This is a genomic window from Sphingobium sp. BHU LFT2 (assembly GCF_018604485.1).
In the GTDB taxonomy this organism is placed as follows: Bacteria; Pseudomonadota; Alphaproteobacteria; order Sphingomonadales; family Sphingomonadaceae; genus Sphingobium; species Sphingobium yanoikuyae_A.
On record NZ_JAFCGW010000001.1, the window covers coordinates 225740 to 247588 of the forward strand.

At 65.0% G+C, this 21849-nt stretch carries 22 protein-coding genes; 4 read left to right on the forward strand and 18 right to left on the reverse strand.

The genetic code is table 11. The features are described from left to right. Window positions 1-26: 26 nt before the first annotated feature. The 11 genes from JQK15_RS01120 to JQK15_RS01170 form a co-directional block, all read right to left on the reverse strand. Window positions 27-2723, reverse strand: coding sequence for a TonB-dependent receptor plug domain-containing protein (locus JQK15_RS01120; protein WP_037507760.1), 2697 nt, complete (start codon window positions 2721-2723; stop codon window positions 27-29). 326 nt (window positions 2724-3049) lie between these two features. Then, the gene (gene rplS, locus JQK15_RS01125; protein ID WP_004208091.1) at window positions 3050-3418 is read right to left on the reverse strand and encodes a 50S ribosomal protein L19; all 369 of its coding nucleotides are present in this window, start codon (window positions 3416-3418) and stop codon (window positions 3050-3052) included. A 5-nt stretch (window positions 3419-3423) separates the two neighbouring features. Continuing rightward, window positions 3424-4161, reverse strand: coding sequence for a tRNA (guanosine(37)-N1)-methyltransferase TrmD (gene trmD, locus JQK15_RS01130; RefSeq protein WP_214862993.1), 738 nt, complete (start codon window positions 4159-4161; stop codon window positions 3424-3426). Then, on the reverse strand, window positions 4158-4430 hold the full coding sequence (locus JQK15_RS01135) for a hypothetical protein (RefSeq protein ID WP_010335523.1): 273 nt from the start codon (window positions 4428-4430) through the stop codon (window positions 4158-4160). The genes trmD and JQK15_RS01135 overlap by 4 nt, the downstream gene beginning before the upstream one ends. A 54-nt stretch (window positions 4431-4484) precedes the next feature. Continuing rightward, complete coding sequence (locus JQK15_RS01140) at window positions 4485-5996, reverse strand: serine hydrolase domain-containing protein (protein ID WP_214862996.1); 1512 nt, start codon at window positions 5994-5996, stop codon at window positions 4485-4487. Beyond that, window positions 5993-6418 carry a type II toxin-antitoxin system VapC family toxin gene (locus tag JQK15_RS01145; protein ID WP_214862997.1) on the reverse strand — a complete coding sequence of 142 codons (426 nt, stop codon included), beginning with the start codon at window positions 6416-6418 and terminating at the stop codon, window positions 5993-5995. Before JQK15_RS01145 ends, JQK15_RS01140 begins: the two co-directional genes overlap by 4 nt. Then, window positions 6388-6654 (reverse strand): antitoxin, encoded by a 267-nt coding sequence (locus JQK15_RS01150; protein WP_004208096.1) that lies wholly within the window; start codon window positions 6652-6654, stop codon window positions 6388-6390. The genes JQK15_RS01145 and JQK15_RS01150 overlap by 31 nt, the downstream gene beginning before the upstream one ends. A 31-nt stretch (window positions 6655-6685) precedes the next feature. Next, window positions 6686-7180, reverse strand: coding sequence for a ribosome maturation factor RimM (gene rimM, locus JQK15_RS01155; RefSeq protein ID WP_214863000.1), 495 nt, complete (start codon window positions 7178-7180; stop codon window positions 6686-6688). A gap of 5 nt (window positions 7181-7185) precedes the next feature. Further along, on the reverse strand, window positions 7186-7626 hold the full coding sequence (gene rpsP, locus JQK15_RS01160) for a 30S ribosomal protein S16 (protein ID WP_004208098.1): 441 nt from the start codon (window positions 7624-7626) through the stop codon (window positions 7186-7188). Window positions 7627-7667: 41 nt separating this feature from the next. Further along, window positions 7668-9158, reverse strand: coding sequence for a signal recognition particle protein (gene ffh, locus JQK15_RS01165; RefSeq protein ID WP_010335520.1), 1491 nt, complete (start codon window positions 9156-9158; stop codon window positions 7668-7670). Window positions 9159-9351: 193 nt separating this feature from the next. Further along, window positions 9352-10074: a hypothetical protein gene (locus JQK15_RS01170; protein ID WP_214863002.1), complete on the reverse strand. Its 723-nt coding sequence runs from the start codon at window positions 10072-10074 to the stop codon at window positions 9352-9354. 149 nt (window positions 10075-10223) lie between these two features. Between JQK15_RS01170 and JQK15_RS01175 the strand changes: the two genes are divergently transcribed. Then, window positions 10224-11621 carry an amino acid permease gene (locus JQK15_RS01175; RefSeq protein WP_214863004.1) on the forward strand — a complete coding sequence of 466 codons (1398 nt, stop codon included), beginning with the start codon at window positions 10224-10226 and terminating at the stop codon, window positions 11619-11621. A 79-nt stretch (window positions 11622-11700) separates the two neighbouring features. Here JQK15_RS01175 and JQK15_RS01180 read toward each other — a convergent pair whose 3' ends face one another. Genes JQK15_RS01180 through JQK15_RS01190 form a run of 3 tightly spaced genes read right to left on the reverse strand, consistent with a single transcriptional unit; the run spans window position 11701 to window position 15883 of the window. Continuing rightward, the gene (locus tag JQK15_RS01180; protein WP_004208105.1) at window positions 11701-13227 is read right to left on the reverse strand and encodes a DHA2 family efflux MFS transporter permease subunit; all 1527 of its coding nucleotides are present in this window, start codon (window positions 13225-13227) and stop codon (window positions 11701-11703) included. A 12-nt stretch (window positions 13228-13239) separates the two neighbouring features. Next, window positions 13240-14376 (reverse strand): EmrA/EmrK family multidrug efflux transporter periplasmic adaptor subunit, encoded by a 1137-nt coding sequence (locus tag JQK15_RS01185; RefSeq protein WP_214863006.1) that lies wholly within the window; start codon window positions 14374-14376, stop codon window positions 13240-13242. Beyond that, window positions 14369-15883: an efflux transporter outer membrane subunit gene (locus tag JQK15_RS01190; protein ID WP_214863008.1), complete on the reverse strand. Its 1515-nt coding sequence runs from the start codon at window positions 15881-15883 to the stop codon at window positions 14369-14371. Before JQK15_RS01190 ends, JQK15_RS01185 begins: the two co-directional genes overlap by 8 nt. A 90-nt stretch (window positions 15884-15973) precedes the next feature. Between JQK15_RS01190 and JQK15_RS01195 the strand changes: the two genes are divergently transcribed. Both JQK15_RS01195 and JQK15_RS01200 read left to right on the forward strand, forming a co-directional pair. After that, entirely contained in the window at window positions 15974-16627 is a 654-nt protein-coding gene (locus JQK15_RS01195; RefSeq protein WP_214863010.1) for a TetR/AcrR family transcriptional regulator, read from the forward strand. Between the two features lie 52 nt (window positions 16628-16679). Beyond that, complete coding sequence (locus JQK15_RS01200) at window positions 16680-17303, forward strand: response regulator transcription factor (RefSeq protein WP_214863012.1); 624 nt, start codon at window positions 16680-16682, stop codon at window positions 17301-17303. Here the strand turns inward: JQK15_RS01200 and JQK15_RS01205 are convergent. From JQK15_RS01205 to argH, 4 genes are read right to left on the reverse strand one after another with little or no spacing between them, the layout of a single operon-like run. Beyond that, on the reverse strand, window positions 17284-18042 hold the full coding sequence (locus JQK15_RS01205; RefSeq protein WP_214863014.1) for a precorrin-2 dehydrogenase/sirohydrochlorin ferrochelatase family protein: 759 nt from the start codon (window positions 18040-18042) through the stop codon (window positions 17284-17286). The two genes, JQK15_RS01200 and JQK15_RS01205, sit on opposite strands and share 20 nt — an antisense overlap. Then, the gene (lysA, locus tag JQK15_RS01210; RefSeq protein ID WP_214863015.1) at window positions 18042-19307 is read right to left on the reverse strand and encodes a diaminopimelate decarboxylase; all 1266 of its coding nucleotides are present in this window, start codon (window positions 19305-19307) and stop codon (window positions 18042-18044) included. Before lysA ends, JQK15_RS01205 begins: the two co-directional genes overlap by 1 nt. A gap of 25 nt (window positions 19308-19332) precedes the next feature. Beyond that, on the reverse strand, window positions 19333-19599 hold the full coding sequence (locus JQK15_RS01215) for a hypothetical protein (RefSeq protein WP_004208112.1): 267 nt from the start codon (window positions 19597-19599) through the stop codon (window positions 19333-19335). A gap of 5 nt (window positions 19600-19604) precedes the next feature. After that, window positions 19605-20972 (reverse strand): argininosuccinate lyase, encoded by a 1368-nt coding sequence (argH, locus tag JQK15_RS01220; protein WP_214863914.1) that lies wholly within the window; start codon window positions 20970-20972, stop codon window positions 19605-19607. 43 nt (window positions 20973-21015) lie between these two features. On the opposite strand from argH, the gene JQK15_RS01225 reads away from it, so the two are divergent. Beyond that, window positions 21016-21618: a TlpA family protein disulfide reductase gene (locus JQK15_RS01225; RefSeq protein WP_214863016.1), complete on the forward strand. Its 603-nt coding sequence runs from the start codon at window positions 21016-21018 to the stop codon at window positions 21616-21618. The last annotated feature ends 231 nt before the right edge of the window (window positions 21619-21849 follow it).

The window sequence follows — 21849 nt, forward strand, 5'->3', positions numbered from 1 at the left end:
GCCGATCGGATCATGATGATGCGGGATCAGAACTTGAATCCGACCTTCGCATACCAGAAGCCGCCGTTGAAGCCGAAGGGCGATACGTCGGGATAGATGTCACCGGTGAAGCGACCACCCGTCGACGCATAGACCGGCCCCAGCCCGCCGGCGCGATTGTCATATTTGTCGGGATAGTTGCTGAACAGGTTCTGCGCGCCGGCACTCAGCGTGAAATTGTCATTGAGCTGATAGCTGACTTCCAGATCGAACACGAACTCGCTGCCAAAGCTCTGATTGACATAGCTTTCGCCGTTCGCACCAGTGCCGTCGTCATAGACCTTGTACTTGCCATACCAGTTCGCCCGGCCGAGCACCGACAGCGCGCCGCTGGTCCAGTTCTCGGTCAGGATCACGCGCGTCTTGGGCAGCGTATTCTGCAGCTGCATGATGCGCGTGTCGCTGATGATCGGCGATCCGGTATCGGGGTCCAGCCCGACGCGGATGACCTTCGTCTTGTTGTAGTTGAAGGCCAGCGTGGTGTTGAACGTCCCCATGCTGTCTGTCGAGAAGCGATAGCTGCCAACCACGTCGACACCCTGGGTCCGGGTATCGAAGGCATTGGTCAGGAACTGCACCTCGTTGACCGTGGCATAGTTGGCCAGGCCCAGCGCCTGAAGTTCGGGGCGCTGATCGTCGGTGATCACCCGCGATCCGGTGGTGCCAATGCGGTCCTTCACCTTGATGTTGTAATAGTCGATCGTCAGCGACGCGCCGGGGGCCGGCGTGAACACCGTACCGGCCGAGAAGCTGACCGACTCTTCCGGCTTCAGCGGCACCGCGCCCAGATATTGGGCGACCGGGCTGGCGACCGGCAGCGTCATGAACTCGATCGCGTTGGGATTGCCCGGATTGAAGGTGGTCGCGATGCTGCTGGTGTTGGTTTGGCCCGGCGTCGGCGCACGGAAGCCGGTCGACAGCGTGCCGCGAACCGCGAACACATCCGGCACGATGGCGTAGCGTGCCGACACCTTGCCGGTGGTCGAATTGCCGAAGTCGGACAGATGCTCGTAGCGGCCGGCAAAACCAAGCGAGAAGGCTTCGGTGATGTCGCCTTCCACGTCGATATAAAGACCCTTGGAATTGCGGCTGCTCTCACCCGCGATCGCCGGACCATAACCGGGGAAGCCATTGGCGCCGACCGGCAGCGCGACCGAAAGCTGGCTGCCATCCGCGTTCAGCACCGGTGTGCCATCCTGATGGAAGACCAGGTTCCCGGTATAGGGCCCGATCGCATAGGAGGCCGCGTCGCCCAGGCCCAGTTCATAGGATTCCCGGAAATACTGCCCACCAAACGCAATCGTGATCGGACTCGCCAGCCCGACTTCCCAGGGATAGCTGAAGTCCGCATTGAACAGCGTCTCGCGCTGTTCCAGCTTGCCGAGGTAGAATTCGGTCGGCGAGGTGATGCCCAGCGACGGGTTCATCGTGCCGTTCATCGTATATTTCAGCGTGGACTGGCCATAGCTGCCCGACAGGTCATAGTTCAGGCCAAAGCCGAGCGTGCCCTTGTAGCCGACGGTGCCCGAAATATCGTCGATCTTGCCGAAGAAGATCGGCGTGAAGCCGCCCGAATAGACGCAGCTCCAGTTCTGGACCAGCGGATCGGAGCAATCCGACACCTGCGTATAATCCCGCGTCGTGGGGTCATAATCGTTGGGCGCATAGACATTGCCGCCCGCCGCGCCGGTCTGGATGCCCGGCGTCGTGTTGTCGAAATCGGTGAAATAGTCGTTGAAGATGCCGTTCAGGCCGAAATTGGCGGAATTGACCGACTGGCGATAGTTGAAGCTCTCTTCCTGGAAGCTGTGGCCATAATTGCCAAAGAAGTAGATGCTGCTGTCGTCGCCCAGGTCGAAGCCGCCATTCACGAAGAAGCGATAGGATTCCATCTTCGGATTGCCATAGCGCTGCGCCAGCTTGGGCACGCCGATGTCGGGCTGCTCCTGCGACAGTTCCAGCGCGCCGGGTCGGGTGACGCCGCGGCTGGTCTTGCCGGCGTTCACATATTCGCCGCTGATGTTGATGAAGCCATTGTCGCCCAGCTTGAAACCACCGTTCAGCGCGACCTGATAATCCTCGCCATCGCCGCGATAATATTGGCCATAGCGGGCATAGCCCGAAATGCCGTCGGTATCGTCGCGCAGCGCCATGTTGATGACGCCCGCGATCGCGTCGGAACCATATTGGGCCGAAGCGCCGTCGCGCAGCACTTCGACGCTGCGCACCGCAATCGCCGGAATCTGCGCAAGGTCGGCCGAATGGGCGCCAGCGGACTGGGCGTTCGCGCCGATCTGCACCAGCGCGGAGCGATGCATGCGCTTGCCGTTCACCATCACCAGCGTCTGGTCGGGCGCCAGCCCGCGAAGGTTGGGCGGCCGGACGAAGGAGGAGCCGTCACCAATGGCATAGCGCGCCACCGAGAAGGACGGGACCAGGTTCTGGATCACCTGGTTCATGTCGGCGACGCCCTGCTTCTGCAGTTCCTCGCCGGAATAGACATCGATCGGCGTCGGCGATTCGGCGACGGTACGGTCGGTACGCCGCGTGCCGGTGACGATGATCGTCTGGCCGGGCGTTTCCGCTGCGGCCGCCTGGGGCGCGACATCCTGCGCAAGAACAGGCATGGAATAGGACAGTGCAATGGCAATCGCACTGCATGAAAACAGACCCTGATACTTCATCAAAAAGCCCCCTATTTCTTTTTTTAGAGACCTTTCGACACCCCCCTCTTCTTGTTGCCGGATGAGATCGGAATGGACGCAACTATCCGTTCCTGAAATCGGAAATTTCAGTGCGTTTCATTCAGTAACATCTGGAAATATCAGGCTGGCATAATTGCATCGACTGCGAAATGGCCCTTTGGGTGGCCGCAAAAATTTGTTCGCAAGCGCAATAATTCATGCCGTAAAACAATGTGTCAAATCATTGTAACACAAAGAAAAAGGCGGCAGCCCTGGGGGCCACCGCCTGTTTCATTTTTACAACTGTCAAGGACAGTTTTGAAGGATCAACCTTCGGTGCGGGTATCGCGGCGCTCGGCGATACGAGCGCGCTTGCCGGTGCGGCCACGCAGATAATAGAGCTTGGCACGACGCACGACACCGCGACGAACGACGGTGATCGAATCGAGGTTGGGCGAGTAGAGCGGGAACACGCGCTCCACGCCTTCGCCGAACGAAATCTTGCGAACGGTGAAGTTGCTGCCCATGCCCTTGTTGGAACGGGCAATGCAGACGCCTTCATAGTTCTGGACGCGGCTGCGCTCGCCTTCGACAACCTTCACGCCGACGCGCAGGGTGTCACCGGGACGGAAATCGGGGATTTCCTTCGCCAGGGCGGCAATGTTTTCGGCCTCGATCTGCTGGATCAAGTTCATGTAACTTAGTCCTTATTTTCGCGTTGCGCACCAGAGGGCGACTGGTCCCGAACGCCGATATGACGTTCCCAAAGGTCCGGCCGCCTTAGCCGTGTATCTGCCTCCACCTGTTGTTTCCGCCAGGCGGCGATCTTCGCATGATCCCCCGATCGCAACACTTCGGGAATCCTGCGCCCCTCCCATTCGACTGGTCGGGTATAATGCGGATATTCGAGCAACCCCGTTTCAAAGGATTCCTCAACACCGCTGGAAGCGGCGCCCATTACACCGGGAAGCAGGCGGATGCAAGCATCCAGCAGCATCAGCGCGCCCATTTCCCCGCCGGACAGGATGATGTCGCCCATCGAGACCTGCTCGATCGGCCGGGCCTCGAAAATACGCTCGTCAAACCCCTCGAACCGCCCGCACAGCAGCGTCACACCGGGACCGTCCGCCAGCGCCCGGATCCGCGCCTGCGTGATCGGCTTGCCGCGCGGCGTCATCGCCAGGATCGGCAGGTCGGGCCGCTGCGCCAGCGCATGATCGATGCCGCGCGCCAATATGTCGGGCTTCAGCACCATGCCCGCCCCACCCCCGGCCGGCGTATCGTCGACGGTGCGATGCTTGTCGGTCGCAAAGCCGCGCATCTGGATCGGATCGCACGACCATTTGCCCTCGGCCAGCGCACGCCCCGCGAGCGACACGCCCAAGGGGCCCGGAAACATCTCGGGATAGAGGGTCAGGATCTGGGCCGCAAAGCTCATCGCCGGCGCGCCCGCAGCCGGGCGGCAGACAGGCCACCAATCAGGCAGAGCGCACCGCAGCCCATCATCACGAAGCCGATCATCCGCAGCATGTCGGCAAAGGGCCGTTCGGGATGCAGCATGCCCGGCAGCAGCACCAGCAGCGGCAGGGGACAGACCAGCCCGATCGCCACCAGCCCCTTCACCCAGAGCGGCCAGCCAAGGCCGAACAGCCGCCAGCCCCCGGCCAGCATCATCAGCAGATAGATTGCGGTCAAAATTTGCGCCATGGCTGCGCGCCTAGAGTATTTTCGCCGCAGGGGGAACTGTCGATCGCGCGCGCCTCAGGGCGCCTTGACCTCCAGCTTCATCTCCTGGATTTCCGCGTCGGCCGTCGGCGCCAGCAGCAGGCTGCCCGCCACCCGCCCCTTCTCGCAGGTCCAGGTGAACTTGCCCGACAGATTGCCCGTCGCGCTCAGCGGTGCATCGACCGCGCAGCTACCGACCTCTCCCTTCAACGCCGCCAGGCGCTTGCCCCAATGCACCGCATCGGCGTCCATCAGGAAATTCATCGCCAGATTGTCGCGGGCGGCCAGCACATCGCCCGACGCATAGATGCGCCCTGCCGCGGCATAGCCCTGCGCCAGCAGCGGACTGACCGGCACGTCCCGCGCGATCAGCGCCCCCGCCTTGTGCAACAGCATCGCCGCATCCCAGGCGGCGCCCGCCCCGCCATTATAGGTGCGATTGGTGAAAACGAAGATGCCGACACCATAATCCGGCATCAGCATCACATGACTGCCATAGCCGGGATAGCCGCCGCCATGGGACAGGGTCAGCCCCAGGTCGCAATCCTGCGCGATCCGCATGGCAAAGCCATAGGCCGCCGCTTGGCGGCAGGCGGTCGCCCCGCTCTTGCCGTTGCGCTGGCCGACGCTCATGAAATTGCTACCCTCCGCCAGCATCCGCACCGACGCCCGGCTGACCGGGCCGCTCTCCGCATCGTCGCGCGGCGGCCAGGCCGACAGCAGAAAGGCCACCCAGCGGGCATAGTCATTGGCACTGGTCTGCAGCCCGCCCATCGCGCCAAAGGCGCCGTCGGCCATGTCGGGCTCGCGCTTCCAGCGCCCATCTTCCCAGCGATAGCCGAGCGACCGCCGCGCAACCGGCCATTCGCTCAGCTGATAGCCGCTCGACGTCATGCCCAGCGGCGTCAACAGGCTTTGCTCGACATAGCGGCGATAGGGCATGCCCGTAACATTGGCGATGATCCGCCCCAGCAGCGCATAGCCGAAGTTGGAATATTCATAATGGGTCGCCGGCGCGCTGCTCATCGGCACGCCCTGCTCCAGCATCCGGGTGAAGTCCGCGTCGGGCAGCGGCGTCTGCCGGTCGCCCCAGGGATTGTCATCGACAAAGCCAGCACTGTGGGTCAGCAGGTCGCGGATACGGATGCGAGGGCTATCCTTGGTCGCATAGGTCCAGCCACGCATTTCCGGCACATAAGTCTCGGCCAGATCATCGAGCGAGAGCTTGCCCTCCTCCCGCAGCTTCAGGATCGACAGCGCCGTGAACGCCTTGGTCATGGATGCGATGCGGAACAGGCTGTCGGCCGTTACCGGCCGCTTCTGCACCAGATCCTGCGCGCCAAAGCCCTTCACATGAACCAGCCTGCCATCGGAGACGATGCCATAGACCAGGCCCGGCGCATGGCTATCGACCTGGAAATCGGCAAAGAGACGGTCAATCTCGGGGATGGCAGCGTCGATCTTCTTTGCATCAGCAGCAACGGCCGGCGCAGACAGGATGGACAGAAATCCCGACAGGGCCACCATGCGCACAGCCATGGTCATCATGCGCTCCAATCCTCCACTGTCAGGCCGGGAATATCCGCGAAATCCTTTTCGTTGCGCGTCACCAGCACCATGGCCGACGCCATCGCCTGCGCTCCGATCAACCGATCGAAACCCCGACGGCGCACCCCCAGCAGGCGTACCATCTCGGCATAGGTGTGCGCCGCCGCATCATCGAACGGCAAGATATTCAGCAGCGCCAGAAATGTATCGACACGCCGCAGGTCGCCGACCGGATCGCTAGAGCCGCGATTGCCGACCCGCAATTCGGCAGCAGTGACAGCGGAAACCGACAGGCGATCGAACTCGGCCGCCATCCGCTCGGCCAGACGGGCGCTCCGTCCGAGCAGGAAATCGATGCAAACATTGGTGTCGAGCAGATAAGCGACCTGCGTCATGCCGCAGACGACGCCGGTCCGGTCCAATCGCGATCCCCCTGATCGATATCGCCGCGCCCTTCCGCCATGAAGCCCGCCGACATGCTGCCGAACAGGGACAAAAGGATGTCGCGCTGCTGCCCCTGCTTCCAGAAGGAAAAACTGCCATCGGCATGCGGTATCATGACGACTTCCTCGCCGTCATTCAGGCCCAGACTCTTTGGCAGCCGCAACGCCAGGCTGTTGCCCGACTTGAAGACCTTGGCCCGATATTCTTCGCCCATGGAGAAGCTCCGTATATACGGAGCGTATATACTATTCGGTAAAAGCCGCGTCAATCACGGCGCCGTCCTCGCTCAGCACCACCACATGCATCGGCGCCATGAAGCGCTTGCCGGGCTTGCCCTCGATGGACGGACGCTGCACCTCGATGATGTCGCCGGCGCCGAAATTCTCGACCGCGATGATCTCGCCCAGCGTCTCGCCGGTGCTGCTGGTGCAGGGAAGGCCGACCAGGTCGGCATGATAATATTCGCCCTCGGGCAAGGCCGGCAGGGCGGAACGCAGGACGGTCAGCGCCGTGCCGCGCAGGGCTTCGGCCGCGCCGCGATCGCCGATCTCGGCAAAGCGGGCCACCGCGCCATTCGGGCCGGGGCGCACCGACTTTAAGGTCAATGTGCGCCCCGCCGCATCGAAGCTCTTGTAGCTTTTCAGGGCCTCGGCCCCTTCGCCAAACAGCTTCAGACGGACTTCGCCCGCCACGCCATGGGCACCGATGATCGCGGCCAGGGTGACGGGCTTGTCGGTCAAGAGGATCAGCCCTCGGCCTGCTCGGCAGCGGCTTCCTCGGCGGGAGCAGCTTCTTCAGCAGCCGGAGCGGCGGCAGCGGCAGCGGCTTCGCGCGCAGCTTCTTCAGCTTCGGCAGCCTTGGCAGCGCGGTCTTCAGCGCGGTCCTTGGCCTTCTGGCCCGGCTCTGCCTTCTTCGGGTTGTTGCGAGCAGCGCGCTCCTTCACGCCGGCGGCGTCGAGGAAGCGGGCAACGCGGTCGGTCGCCTGGGCGCCGGCGGCAACCCAGTGCTTCGCACGCTCGACGTCGATGATGACGCGCTTTTCGTCGCCCTTGGGCAGGACGGGGTTGTAGCTGCCGATGCGCTCGATGAACTTGCCGTCACGCGGAGCGCGGCTGTCGGCCACGACGATGCGGTAATAGGGGCGCTTCTTGGAGCCGCCGCGCGACAGACGGATGGAGGTTGCCATGGAACTAGACCTTTCTATTCAAACCAAATTACGGAAATTGCTTATTTCTTCATGAAATTCTGAAAGCCGGGCGGAAGCTTGGGCATGTTGCCGCCCAAGCCACCAAGGCCACCCAGACCCGACAGGTCGGGCGGACCGCCCTGCCCATCCGCGCCGCCCGGACCACCCAGGCCGCCCAATCCACCCATGCCACCGCCGGTGAACATCTTGGCCAGCCCCTTGAGGCCGCCCATCTTGCGGATCTTCTTCATCGCCGTTTCCATTTCCTGATGCATTTTCAGGAGACGGTTGACGTCCTGCACGGTGCGGCCGGCGCCCTTGGCGATACGGATCTTGCGCTTGGCGTTGATCAGCGCGGGCTTCTCGCGCTCCTTGGGGGTCATCGACCCGATCATCGCGTCCAGATGCAGCAGCGTCTTGTCGTTGGCGCCGCTATTGGCCATCGCCGCCTGCGCCTTCTTGAGGCCCGGCAGCATGCCGGCCAGCGCGCCCAGACCGCCCATGCGGCGCATCTGGTTGAGCTGGCTGCGCAGGTCGTTCATGTCGAACTGACCCTTGGCCATCTTCTTGGCCAGCTTGTCGGCTTCCTCGGCGTCGATCGTCTCGGCGGCCTTCTCGACCAGGCTGACGACGTCGCCCATGCCCAGGATGCGCTGGGCAACGCGGGCCGGATGGAAGGGCTCAAGCGCATCCAGCTTTTCGCCGGTGCCAGCGAACTTGATCGGACGGCCGGTGACCGCGCGCATCGACAGCGCGGCGCCGCCACGGGCGTCGCCGTCCATACGGGTCAGCACGACACCGGTCAGCGGCACCTGCGCGGTAAAGCTGGTCGCCACGTTCACGGCATCCTGGCCGGTCAGCGAGTCGACCACCAGCAGGATTTCCGCCGGGTTGGCGACGTCGGCAACCGCCTTCATCTCGTCCATCAGCGCCTGGTCGACATGCAGTCGGCCGGCGGTGTCGAGCATGACGACGTCGAAGCCCTGCAGCTTGGCCGACTGCAGCGCGCGCTTGGCAATCTCGACCGGCTGCTGGCCGGCGACGATCGGCAGGGTCGCGACATCGATCTGGGTGCCAAGGACGGCAAGCTGTTCCTGCGCGGCCGGGCGCTGGACGTCGAGCGACGCCATCAGCACCTTCTTGCGCTCCTTGTCCTTCAGGCGCTTGGCGATCTTCGCGGTCGAGGTCGTCTTGCCCGACCCCTGCAGGCCGACCATCATGATGACGGCGGGCGGGGTCACGTCGATCAGCAGGTCGCTGGTTTCGGCGCCCAGCGTTTCGGTCAGCGTGTCGGAAACGATCTTGACGACCATCTGGCCGGGCGTGATCGACCGCAGCACATCGCTGCCGACAGCCTTTTCGGTCGCCTGGTCGACGAACTGGCGGACGACGGGCAGCGCCACGTCGGCTTCCAGCAGTGCGACTCGCACTTCGCGCATCGCGGCACGGACATCGTCCTCCGTAAGCGCACCGCGCCCACGCAGCTTGTCGAATACCCCACCGAGACGATCGCTTAGCGAATCGAACATCATCACCTCAATTCGGGCCAAGACCCGGAAAATCCATGCATCACCCCAAAACGACAAAATCGCCGGCGGGCGAAAACTCGCCGGCCAGCGTCCATTCGATATCCCTCTTGGATATCCTGGAGTCGTCAGGGTTCCAGGACCAGAGTCCCGGATGCAGGGCGCCCCTTAAGCCAAAGCGGCCGCAAGCGCAAGTCCGCTATCCCGCAGCCAGCGCGGCAGCCGCCCCAGTGACGATCGCCGTGCGCCCCAGCAACTCGACCAACAGCAATCGCCCGGCGATCACCGCCAGCCCCCAGCGATAGGCCGGATGCACCGCGCCGCGCAGCCCCGCATCGGCGCGCATCGCGATCCCGACATAGAGCAACTGCATCAATGTCGCGCAGGCGCCGGCCCATGGCCCCAGCAGCGGCATCGGCAATATCCGGCCGAATGCCGGCTCCATCATCGCGATGGTCCCGCACAATATCAGCCGCTTGTGCCAGTCGCTCCGCTGCCGCAGCAGGATCGCCGCCAATGTGAGCGAACCAAAGGCCAGCATGTCGAGCGGCCCCAGCACCAGGAATATGCCCGGCGGAAAAAAGGGCGGCACCCGCCCCATCTGCACCGCCAGGATCGACGTCGCGATACCCCAGGGGATCAGGAAGCAGGCAAGCCCGGCCGCAATCCAGCCCAACTGGCGATGGAGATCGGTCCGCCGCTGCGCCACCAGCAGTGCCTGCGCCAGGAACAGCAGCGTCCATGCCAGCAGCGACAGCGCATGGACATGCACCCACCACGGCACGGTCGCCACGTCGACATAGCCGCGCAGGGCAAAGCTGCCGAAGCCGCCAACCACGGTGACAGCGACCAGCGCCGCCATGCCGGTAAAGATGCGCCGTTCCCGCGCCTGTCGTTCCACTGCACCGATTGCCGTCGCCATTGCGTCGACCTCCCACTCTTTGGCAACAATAGCGCAGCAACCACGCCCAATATTGTAAGAAGTCGCCACGTTCCGGCTCGGCGCTTGCGCCCGCCCGTCGTTTGCGCCAGCAAACCCGCCACAGACCGCATAACAGGGGGAGCTTTTCTATGAGTTGGACACGTCGCAAGCCGATGGAGGCGATGACGCCCCAGGGAGGCGCCCACAGCATGGCGCGCACCCTGTCCTGGCCGCATCTGCTGGCGCTGGGCGTTGGCGCGATCGTCGGCACCGGCATCCTCACCCTGATCGGCGTCGGCGCCGATCGCGCCGGCCCCGCCGTCCTCATCTCCTTCGCCATTGCCGGCGCGATCTGCGCCTGCGCCGCGCTCGCCTATGCCGAACTGTCGACCATGATGCCGGCAGCGGGCAGCGCCTACAGCTACTCCTATGTGGTGCTGGGCGAGGGCATTGCGTGGATCGTGGGCTGGAGCCTGATCCTCGAATATTCGCTGGTCGTCTCGACCGTGGCGGTGGGCTGGTCGGGCTATGCCGCCCCGCTCCTCACCCCGCTCGGCTTTCCCGAGGCGCTGACCAAGGGGCCGGAGCTTGGCGGCCTCATCAACACCCCCGCCATCTTCATCATCGGCGTCGTCGCTGCCCTGCTGATGTTCGGCACGCGCGAAAGCGCCCGGCTCAACACGCTGCTGGTGCTGATCAAGATCGCGACCCTGAGCCTGTTCGTCTGGGTCGCCCTGCCCGCCTTCGATGCCCAGCATCTCGAACCCTTCATGCCCTTCGGCTTTGCCAAGCATATGGGGCCTGACGGCATCGAGCGCGGCGTGATGGCCGCAGCCGCGATCATCTTCTTCGCCTTCTACGGCTTCGACGCGATCTCGACCGCGGCGGAGGAAGCCAAGAACCCGGACCGGGACCTCGCCATCGGCATCGTCGGCTCGCTGATCGTCTGCACCCTCATCTATGTGCTGGTCGCCGCCGCAGCGGTGGGCGCCATGCCCTTCACCCGCTTTGCCGACAGCCCGGAGCCGCTTGCCCTCATCCTGCGTGAAATGGGCCAGGGGTCGATCGCCCGGATCGTCGCGATCGCCGCCGTCATTGCGCTTCCCACCGTGCTGCTGGGCTTCCTCTACGGCCAGAGCCGCATCTTCCTGGTGATGGCGCGCGACGGCTTCCTGCCGCAATCGCTCGCCCGCATCTCGAAGCGCGGCACCCCTGCGCGCATCACCGCCGTCACGGCCGTGCTGGTGGCGGTCATCGCCGGCGTGCTGCCGATCGACCAGATCGCCGCGCTCGCCAATGCCGGCACGCTGATCGCCTTCACCGCGGTGGGCGCCTGCCTGCTAATCCTGCGCCGCCGCGCACCGGACCTCAAGCGCCCGTTCCGCACCCCGGCGGCGACGCTGGTGGGCCTGGGCGCCGTGCTCGGCTGCGCCTATCTGTTCCTCAGCCTGCCGATGAAGACCATCTATGCCTGCCTGATCTGGAACGCGATCGGCCTCGTCGTCTATTTCCTCTATGGACAGAAGCGCGCCTCGGCCGCCCGCTAGGGCCGAGGCCCGCACAAAGAAAAGCCTCCCGTCGCGACAGCAACGGGAGGCTTTTTCTTTGCCTCGAACAGGGCAGCGCTCAGTGCGCGGCCGACGTGTCCACCGGCCCGCTCGGCTTGGGCGCCAGCCAGACGATCACCGCCGCCGCAAACAGCACCAGCGCGGAGATGAAGAAGACATAATCGACCGAAATGGCGATCGCCTCCTGCTCGACCAGATTGGATATGGTCTGGCGGATCTGCTCGGTCGTCATCCCCATGCCCGACAGCGCGCGCTGCGCATCGTCGGGCTGCAAGGCACCGGCCAGTTCGTTGCGCGACACGCGCTGGCTGTCGCTCCATCCGGTCAGCACCAGCGACGTCGCGATCGCGATCGCCATGGTCCGCAGGAAATTCTGCAGGCCGGCCGCCGACGCCGTCTCGCTCGGCGGCACCGACCCCAGGGTCAGCGTCGTCAACGGGATCATGAAGAAGGGCATAGCAAAGCCCTGCACGAACTGCGGCAGCGCCAGCCCGAAAAAGTCGATGCCGCTGGTCCAGTGCGCCCGCCACAAGGTCATGCAGCCCAGCCAGAAGACCGCGCCCGAAATCATGATGCGCGGATCGACCTTACCGGTGAAACGCGCGGCGAAGGGGGCACTCATCACCGCCGCCATCGCCGTGAAGGCGGTGACGATGCCCGACCAGGTCGCGGTATAGCCCATCGACATCTGCAGCCATTGCGGGATGACCACGATGCTGGAGAAATAGGCGCCGAAGGCTAAAGCCAGCGTGAAAACGCCCGATGAGAAGCCGATATGTCGGAACACCCGCAGGTCGACGATCGGATGCTCCTCGGTCAGCTCCCAGATGATGAAGACGATGAAGCCGATGCCGGCCAGGATGGCGAGCGTCAGGATCAGCGGGTCGGAGAACCAGTCATGGTCGCGACCGATGTCCAGCATCACCTGCAGGCAGCCGATCCAGAAGATCAGCAGGCACAGGCCGATCTTGTCGATCGGCTGGTGCGCCGTATCGGTCTCCACCGGCCGCAGCATCGCCATCGCCGCGAACACGCACAGCGCCGCGATCGGCAGGTTGATGAAGAAGATCCAGTGCCAGCTCCAATTGTCACTGATATAGCCGCCGACGATCGGCCCCATGGCCGGCCCCAGCAGCGTCGTCATCGCCCACAGGCCCATGGCGCGCGGCCGCATTTCCGGCGGGAAGATGCGCAGCAACAGGGTCTGCGACATCGGCATGATCGGCCCGCCACAAATGCCCTGACCCAGGCGCGCGGCCACGATCATGCCCAGCGTGGTCGACAGGCCGCACATCATCGAGAAGAAGCCGAAGCCGATCATCGCCCAGATGAAGGTCCGCACCACGCCGAAACGCAGCGCCAGCCAGCCGGTCAGCGGCACGCAGATCGCCTCCGCCACCGCATAGGATGTGATGATCCAGGTGCCCTGGTCGCCGGAGATGCCCAGATTACCGGCGATATGCGGCACCGAGACATTGGCGATGGTCAGGTCGAGCACGACCATGAAGTTGCTGAGCGCCAGCACCAGCCCGGCAAGCGTGCGGGTGCGCGGCGAGAGCAGATTGAAGGTTTCGGGACCGCTCACGCGCTCGCTCCCTTACTTGCCGGCCAGATCGATCTCGACTTCGGTGGACAAGCCCACGCGCAGCGGATGCTCTGCCAGTTCCTTGGGGTCGAGCGCGATGCGCACCGGCAGGCGCTGGACCACCTTGATCCAGTTGCCGGTCGCGTTCTGCGCCGGGATCAGCGACAGCGACGAACCGGTGCCGCCAGAGAAGCCCACGACCTTGCCATGATAGACGACGTCGCCGCCATAGATGTCGGCCACCACCGTGGCGGGCATGCCCACCTTCACATGGCGCAGCTGGCGCTCCTTGAAATTGGCATCGACATAGACCTGCGACAGCGGGACGATGCTCATGATCGGGCTGCCCTGCGCGACGCGCTGGCCGATCTGGACCGCACGCTTGGTCACCACGCCGTCGATCGGCGCACGGATGATCGTGCGTTCCAGGTCCAGCTTGGCGTCTTCCAGCTTCGCCTTGGCAACCATCACCGCGGGATCACTTTCCTCGGTCGAACCGCGGATCAGCGCGTCATTGGCGGCCAGCTGGCCGGTGGCGGCATTGCGGGTCGCCTGCGCGGTCTCGACACCGGCACGGGCCAGGTCCAGCGCCGCCTTGGCAGCGGCATAGGATTTGCGCGCCGCGGTGACTTCGTCACCCGAAACCGCGCCGCCCGCGACCAGCGCCTCGCGGCGCTGCAGGTCGATGCGGGCCTTGTCGAAATCGGCCTGCGCGGTCGCCAGTTGGGCACGGGCCTGGACGATGTCGGCACCACGCGCCTCGACCTGCGCCGACAGCGAACCGCTGGTCGCGCTCGTCTGGCGGAAGCGGCGACGGGCATCGGCCAGATCGGCCTCGGCCTGCTGCAGCGCGATCTGCGCATCGGTCGGGTCCAGCTTCACCAGGATGTCACCACGCTTCACCGCCTGGGTGTCGGTGACGTTGACCTCGATCGCCTGCGCCGACAGCAAGGGGGTCACCTGGGCGACCTCCGCATTCACATAGGCATTGTCGGTGCTGACATGGTTGCGGCCGATCAGGAAATACCAGGCCGCCCACAGGACACCGACCACCAGCACGGCGATCGCCAGACGGGTCAGCCAGGTCTTGCGGGCATTGCCGCGCTGCTCGGCCAGTTCAGGGGAAGTTTCGGTGGCGGCATCAGCCATTGGGTCGATCCTTGGACTGAGCGTCGCTCGCGGCAAAGCCGCCGCCGAGCGCGCGAATGAGGGCAATATCGAGAGAGAAGGCGCTCGCTTCCAGCTGCGCGACGGACTGACGCGCCGCGAGCAGCTGGTCTTCGACGTTCAGCACGTCGAGATAGGTGGAAAGCCCGCCCTTGTAGCGTTGCTGGGCGACGCCATAGGCATCCTGCGACGCGGCCAGCGCCGCCTTGGCGTCGGTCAGCCGCTGGTCCAGCGTCCGGCGGCTGGTCACGGCGTCGGCGACGTCCTGATAGGCGCCCAGCACCGTCTTGTCATAGCTGGCGACCGCCTCGTCATAGGTCGCGCGCGCGCCACGATACTGGCCGCGCAACTGCCCGCCATGGAAGATCGGCAGGCTGATCGCCGGGCCGGCACTGCCGAACAGCGAATCCTTCTTGAACAGATTGTCCGCAAAGGACGTCGAACCACCCGAAGCACCGGTGCCGGTAAACAGCGTTTCATACCCCAGCGACTGGACGCCGATCAGGGCGCTCAGGCTCACCGCCGGGTAGAAGGATGCCCGCGCCACCTTGATCCGGCTGGCGGCGGCCTGCGTCCGGGCCAGCGCGGCGGCGACGTCGGGACGACGCGCCACCAGATTGGTGGTGACGTCCGCCGGCAGGCCCAGTGGCGCCAACTGGCCGACCTGCGGCCGGGTCATCGCCAGGCCACGGTCCGGCCCGGCGCCGATCAGCGCGGCGATCTGATGCTGGCGCAGCTCGATCGCCACGCGGGCGGCCGCCAGTTGCGCCTTGGCCGAGGACACGGTGGCGTCGGCCTGGCGCACGCTGCCGCGCGTTTCCAGGCCATTCTGCCGCCGGTCGGCGACCAGCTTCTGGCTGGCCGTACGGATTTCCAGCGTGCGCTCCTGGATTTCCGCCTCGTCATAGAGGCGGGCCAGATCGGCATAGGCATCGGCGATCGCGGTGGTCAGCGCCAGGCGTGCCTGCTGCGCGTCGATCTCGGCCGCGCGGGCTTCCGACGTGGCTGCGGCCAGCGACGCCCGGTTCTTGCCCCACAGGTCGATGTCCAGACCAAAGTCCAGCCCGACCTTGCCGGTGCCCAGCCAGCCCTGAGGCACGAAATCCTTGGGCATGCCCATATTATAGCTCTGCTTGGTCACGCCGGCATTGGCCGTGGCGTCGACCGTGGGCAGCAGCGCCGCGCCCGATTGCTGGGCCATCGCCGTCGCCTGGCGGAAACGCGCCAGCGCCACCGCCATGTCAGGCGAATTGCGCAGCCCCTCCTCGATCAGCGATGTCAGTTGCGGATCGCCATAGGCGCTCCACCAATTCTCGCTGGGCCAGGCAACCGTGTCGGCGCTCAGGCTGCGCCCGGCCTCCACGCTCTGCGGCGCGCGAATCTCGGGCTTGTCGCCCAGATCGGGTATTGAAGCACAGCCGGCCAGAAGCAGCGCTGTCACTGCAATACCGCCGGTGCGAATGGAAAAACTGATGCGACTCACGGACATATCCAAACCGTACCATCCAGTATGAAAATCGCCTTTGCCCCGCCGTACCACCCTTGTCAATATAAATAGCGTACTCTATGGTACGCTTATATGACATGCTCGGAAAAAGCTTCTGCCCCCAGTCGTCGGGAGGCCCGCCGCCTCGACCGGCGCCAGACGATATTGGAGGTGGCTGCCCGGCATTTTCTGGAAAATGGCTATGCCGCGACCAGCATGTCGGCCATCGCCGCCATATTGGGCGGGTCGAAGGGCACGTTGTGGAATCATTTCCCGTCCAAGGAGGAATTGTTTCGCGCGGTTCTCGAAAATGCGACCAGCACCTATCGCGCGCGACTTTCGGAAATATTGGACCCCGGCGGCGACCTCGCCTCGACGCTACACCGCACCGCGCTCAGCCTGCTCGAAAAGGTGACATCGCCCGAAGCGATCGCGCTGCACCGGCTGATCGCGTCGGAAGGTGGCCGTTTCCCGGAAATGAGTCGCATCTTCTATGAAATGGCGCCCAGCCATACGCGGATGCTGCTCGCCCGCTTCCTCGAAGGCGCCATGGACCGCGGCCAGTTGCGCCGCGACGATCCCGACAAGGCCGCCCGCGTGCTGATGCGCCTGACGACATCGGGCTGCCATGAATTGCTGCTGCTCAGCCAGATCGAACGGGTCACGCCGCAACAGATGGAAAGCGACGCCGCCTTCGCCGTCGACATTTTCCTGCGCGCCTATGGCGCCGAGGGCATGGCGCGTTAACCATTTCTTTGCCGCCAGCTTCTATCCTGCCGATCGCAGGAGTTGCTATCCAATGCCGTTTTTCAAGCGCAAGCCCCTTCATCAGATCATCGCGGAACAGCCGGAAAGCGGGGCCACAGCCTCGCGTCGGCTGCGCGTACTGCTGATCGACGAGAATGCGACCGCCCGCGCCGTCATCGCCCGCCGCCTGTCGCGGCTTAACTATGACGTGGTGCTGGCCGAAAACGGCTTCATCGCCCTCAACCTGCTGGTCACGCGTCCGGTCGACCTGATCCTGATCGACATGGACCTTTTGATGCTGCCCGCCGTGGCGACGATGAAGCGCATTCGCGCCACCGCGCTCGCCCCCCATGCCTGCATCGTCATGCTGACCGGCCGCATCGACAGCCAGTCCGCGGTCGAAGTGCTGGAGGCCGGCGCCGACGACCATATCGTCAAGCCGTTCGATTTCGACCTGCTCGATGCGCGGCTGCGCCATCTGTGCGCCCGCGCCGAACGGCTCGGCATGCTCAGCCGCCACAATGCCGAACTCGACGCCCGCATCGCCCGCCGCGCCGTGGAACTGGGCGAAACCCGTGACGCGCTGCAGGAAATGCAGCTCGACCGCGCCCGTCTCGTCTCCTCGATCCAGGCCTTACAGGATGAAGTCGCCCGCCTCAGCGCGCGACAGAACTGACCCACAGACTGAGGCCGGTTTCAAGCCGTTCGGGCGGACCATCCGCCACGATCCGCTCGGCATCCGCCCGCGCCCGGTCCAATATCGCCGGCGCCACGGACGCATCATGATAGACCCGGTCCGCCAGCGCCAGCATCCGCGCATCGCGCACGGTCAGGTCGTCGGGATCAGCCGACGACAGCCGGACAAGATATAGCGCGCTATTGCCCGCCTCCGGACCTTCCGCCAGCCAGACGTCGACATCCGGATCGAAACCCAGCGGATCGATCGCCCCGCCCGGCGCCAGTGCCTTGCCGATCGCCTGCCGCCGCGCGCCCGCATCGGGCCACAGGTCGCGCAACCGCCCCCGCGCCGCGAACAGCGCCCGTGCCAGATCGCCCAGCCCGCTCGGCAACAAGGCCTCGATCCGCTGCCGCAGCGCCGCCGCCAGCCCCGCCGACGCCCCACCCGTGCCGATCGCGATCAGCACCGGATCGCGATCGACGATCGCCGGCAGGGTGAAATCGCACAGGTCCGGCTTGTCGGTCGCATTGACCAGCACGCCGCGCGCACGCAGTCGCGCCACGACCGCCGCGTCGCCATCCGACACGATCGCGACCCGCGCATCCGCATCATTCTCGCCGACGATGCGCGCGCCGGCGCGCTCCAGCAGCCGGCGCTTGGCATCGGCCGCCTCGCCTTCTCCGGTCAGGATGACCGCCCGCCCCTCCAGCCGCAGAAAGACGGGCAGGCTGTGCATCAGCCAGCCACCCAATCGGGGATATGATCGCCCGCGATCAGCGCCTCGATCGGCGGACGCGCGCGGACCACCGCCCATTTGTCGCCCGACACCAGCACTTCGGGGGTCAGCGATCGGCTGTTATAGGTGCCCGCCATGGTCGCGCCATAGGCGCCAGCGGTCATGAAGGTCAGCAGGTCGCCGGCCGCCACCACGTCCATGTCGCGGCCCATGGCAAAGGTATCGCCGGTTTCGCACACCGGTCCGACCACGTTCGACGCGATCCGGTTGCCGTCCGGCGCCACCGCGCGGATATCGTGCCATGCGTCATAGAGGCTGGGCCGCATCAGGTCGTTCATCGCCGCGTCGACGATAACGAACGGCGCCTGCGCGCCCTGCTTGACGCGGATCACCTTCGACAGCAGCACGCCGGCATTGCCCACGATCACCCGGCCCGGCTCGAACATCAGCCGCGCATCCCATCCCTGCGTCACCCGCGTCACCATCGCGCCATAATCGGCCGGGCTCGGCGGCAGCGGCTGCGACGGGTCGTAGGGCACGCCCAGGCCACCGCCCAGATCAGCGGTACGGATGTCATGGCCCGCCGCGCGCAACTGCGCGATCAGCGCGCCGACTTTGTCAAAGGCCGCCTCCAGCGGCGCCAGGTCGGTCAGCTGGCTGCCGATATGCACGGCGACGCCCTGGACATCGAGGCCCGGCAGGTCGCGCGCCGCCGCATAGCTTTCCAGCGCCCGGTCATAGGGGATGCCGAACTTGTTTTCCGACTTGCCGGTCGAAATCTTGGCATGGGTGCCGGCGTCGACATCAGGGTTGATGCGATAAGCGACCGGCGCCTTCCGACCCATCGACTCCGCAACCTGCGACAGCATTTCCGCTTCCGGTTCGCTTTCCAGGTTGAACTGGAAAATGCCCAGCTCCAGCGCCAGCTTCATTTCCTCGGCGGTCTTGCCGACGCCCGAAAAGACAATGCGGTTGGCCGGAATGCCCGCGGCCACGGCGCGCTGCAACTCGCCGCCCGACACCACGTCCGCGCCCAGCCCCAGCTTCGCCAGCGTCGCCAGCACGGCGGCATTGGGATTGGCCTTCACGGCAAAGGCGATCAGCGGATTGTCGAGCTGGGACAGCCCTTCGCGGAACACGCCGACATGGCGTTCCAGCGTCGCGGTCGAATAGACATAGACCGGGGTGCCGACCTGCTGCGCAATTTCCGTCATCGGCACCTGCTCCACATGCATGGTGCCGTCTACATAATCGAAATGGTCCAAGGTCTGATCCTTGCGGGAATAGGGACTATTGTTGCGGCCGGCTTTCCGGCGGCAGGTCGAACTCGTCATTGCCGCGCTGGCGCGACTGGGTCAGCAGTTCGACGTTACGTTCCGGGCGAGCCTGGGTGCCCGGATCCATCATGTCGGCGGCGGTCGGCGCGGTCGCCGCCCCCACCGGCACGGCGGGCAATTTCTGGCCCGCCACGGGTTTGAGCGATTCACGGCCACCACAGGAGGCCAGCGCCAGCGCCATTGCCCCGATCATCAGCCCGTTGCGGACATGCCGTGCCATCTGCCTCACTCCTGTGTCGCGCGCGCCGCGGCGATCCGGGCGCGCACCTGATCGGGCGCCGTGCCGCCATGGCTCTTGCGGCTGGCGACCGACGCATCGACCGTCAATACCGCATAGATGCGATCGTCGATACGCGCATCAATGGCTTTCAGCGTTTCGAGCGGCAGGTCGGCCAGTTGCACGCCGGCCTCTTCCGCCGCCGCCACGGCGCGGCCGGTGATATGATGCGCCTCGCGGAACGGAATATCGCCCTCGCGCACCAGCCAGTCGGCCAGGTCCGTCGCGGTGGCAAAACCGCTTTCGGCCAGCCCGCGCATCCGGTCGGTGCGGAACGTCACCGTCTCGACCATGCCGGTCATCGCCGCGATCGACAGGCCCAGCAGGTCATGCGCCTCGAACACCGGCGGCTTGTCGTCCTGCATGTCCTTGGAATAGGCGAGCGGCAGGCCCTTCATCGTCACGCACAGCGCATTCATGCAGCCCATGATGCGGCCGGCATGGCCGCGCACCAGTTCGGCCGCGTCGGGATTGCGCTTCTGCGGCATGATCGAGCTACCGGTCGAATAGGCGTCGGGCAGCTTGACGAAGCCGAAGGGCTGGCTCGCCCAGATGATGAATTCCTCGGCCAGGCGCGACAGGTGCAGCGACGCCTGCGTCGCGGCCATCAGATAGTCGAGCGCGAAGTCGCGGTCGGACACGCTGTCCAGGCTGTTGTCGGTCGGCTTGGCAAAGCCCAGCGCCGCCGCCGTCGCATGGCGATCGATCGGGAAGCCGGTGCCGGCCAGCGCGGCGGCGCCCAGCGGGCATTCGTCCAGCCGCACGCGCGCATCGGCAAAGCGGCTGCGGTCGCGACGCACCATTTCATAATAGGCCATCAGATGATGGCCCAGCGTCACCGGCTGCGCCGACTGGAGATGGGTGAAGCCCGGCATCACCGCATCGGCATGCTCCTCGGCGCGGGCGAGCAGCGCCTGCTGCAAGCCGGCCAGGCCCGCCATCACTTCATCCATGGCGTCGCGAACCCACAGGCGGAAATCGGTCGCCACCTGGTCGTTGCGGCTGCGCGCGGTGTGCAGGCGGCCGGCCGCCGGGCCGATCAGTTCGGCCAGCCGCGACTCCGTGACCATGTGGATATCTTCCAGGTCCAGATTGACCGGAACGCCATTGGCTTCATATTCCGCCGCGATCCGGTTCAGCCCCTCGGTGATCGCCTGCGCATCCTCGCCATCGACGATGCCCTGCTTGGCCAGCATCGCGACATGCGCCTTGGACCCGGCGATATCCTGTTTCCACAAGCGCTTGTCGAAGGGGATGGAGGCATTTATCTCACGCATGATCGATGCCGGGCCGGCCGCGAACCGGCCACCCCACATGCTGTTGGAGCCTGCTTCCATGATATCGTCCTTGCGCTCGGTAATGACACTGCTCCTGCTGGCTGGGCTGGCGGCATGCGATAGGCAATCCCCGCCCGCGGGGCAAGCCAATGCGAGCGCCAGCGGCGAGGTGACGGGCGACGAAGTGCAACCCGCTGCCGGCGGCAGCGCCAAGGGCGAATTCAACTACACGATCGACCGCAGCAAGGCGGGCACGCCTGCGCCGACCTTCGCGTTCGAAAATCCGCAGGGTGGCACGGCGACGCTGCAGGACTTTGCCGGCCGCCCGCTGCTGGTCAATCTCTGGGCGACCTGGTGCGCGCCCTGCGTCGCGGAGATGCCGACGCTCGACGCCCTCGCCGCGCAAAGTGACAGCGAAGGTGACAGGAGCCTGGTCGTTTTGACGATCTCGCAGGACGTGCGGGGCCAGGCCGCGATCAAGCCCTTCTTCGCCAAGCACAAGCTGCCCCACCTCAAGGGCTGGACCGATCCGGAGAACAAGCTGGGCCTCGGCTATGCCACCGGCGTCCTGCCGACCACCGTCCTCTATGATGCCAAGGGCAAGGAGGTTGCGCGCGTGGTCGGAGCCATGGACTGGACCGGCGCAGAGGCCCGCAAGCTCATCGCCATGGCCAAGGGCGAATGAGGCACAAGTAAATCAACAACGAACCAGGATCAAAAATCCGCCATGCCAGTTGATTGCAAAATGCACATGAAAAATGCAAAATTGAACATTGCGACATTGATGCAACAAAAAATATGCTGCAGAGTTCAGTCGCTGAAATATGCGTGAAATATGTCACTTTTACTTAAATTTTGTGCGGCGCAATAGAGGATAGTCCGCAGATCGTTCGTCCCTCCGAGTGTCAAGATAATG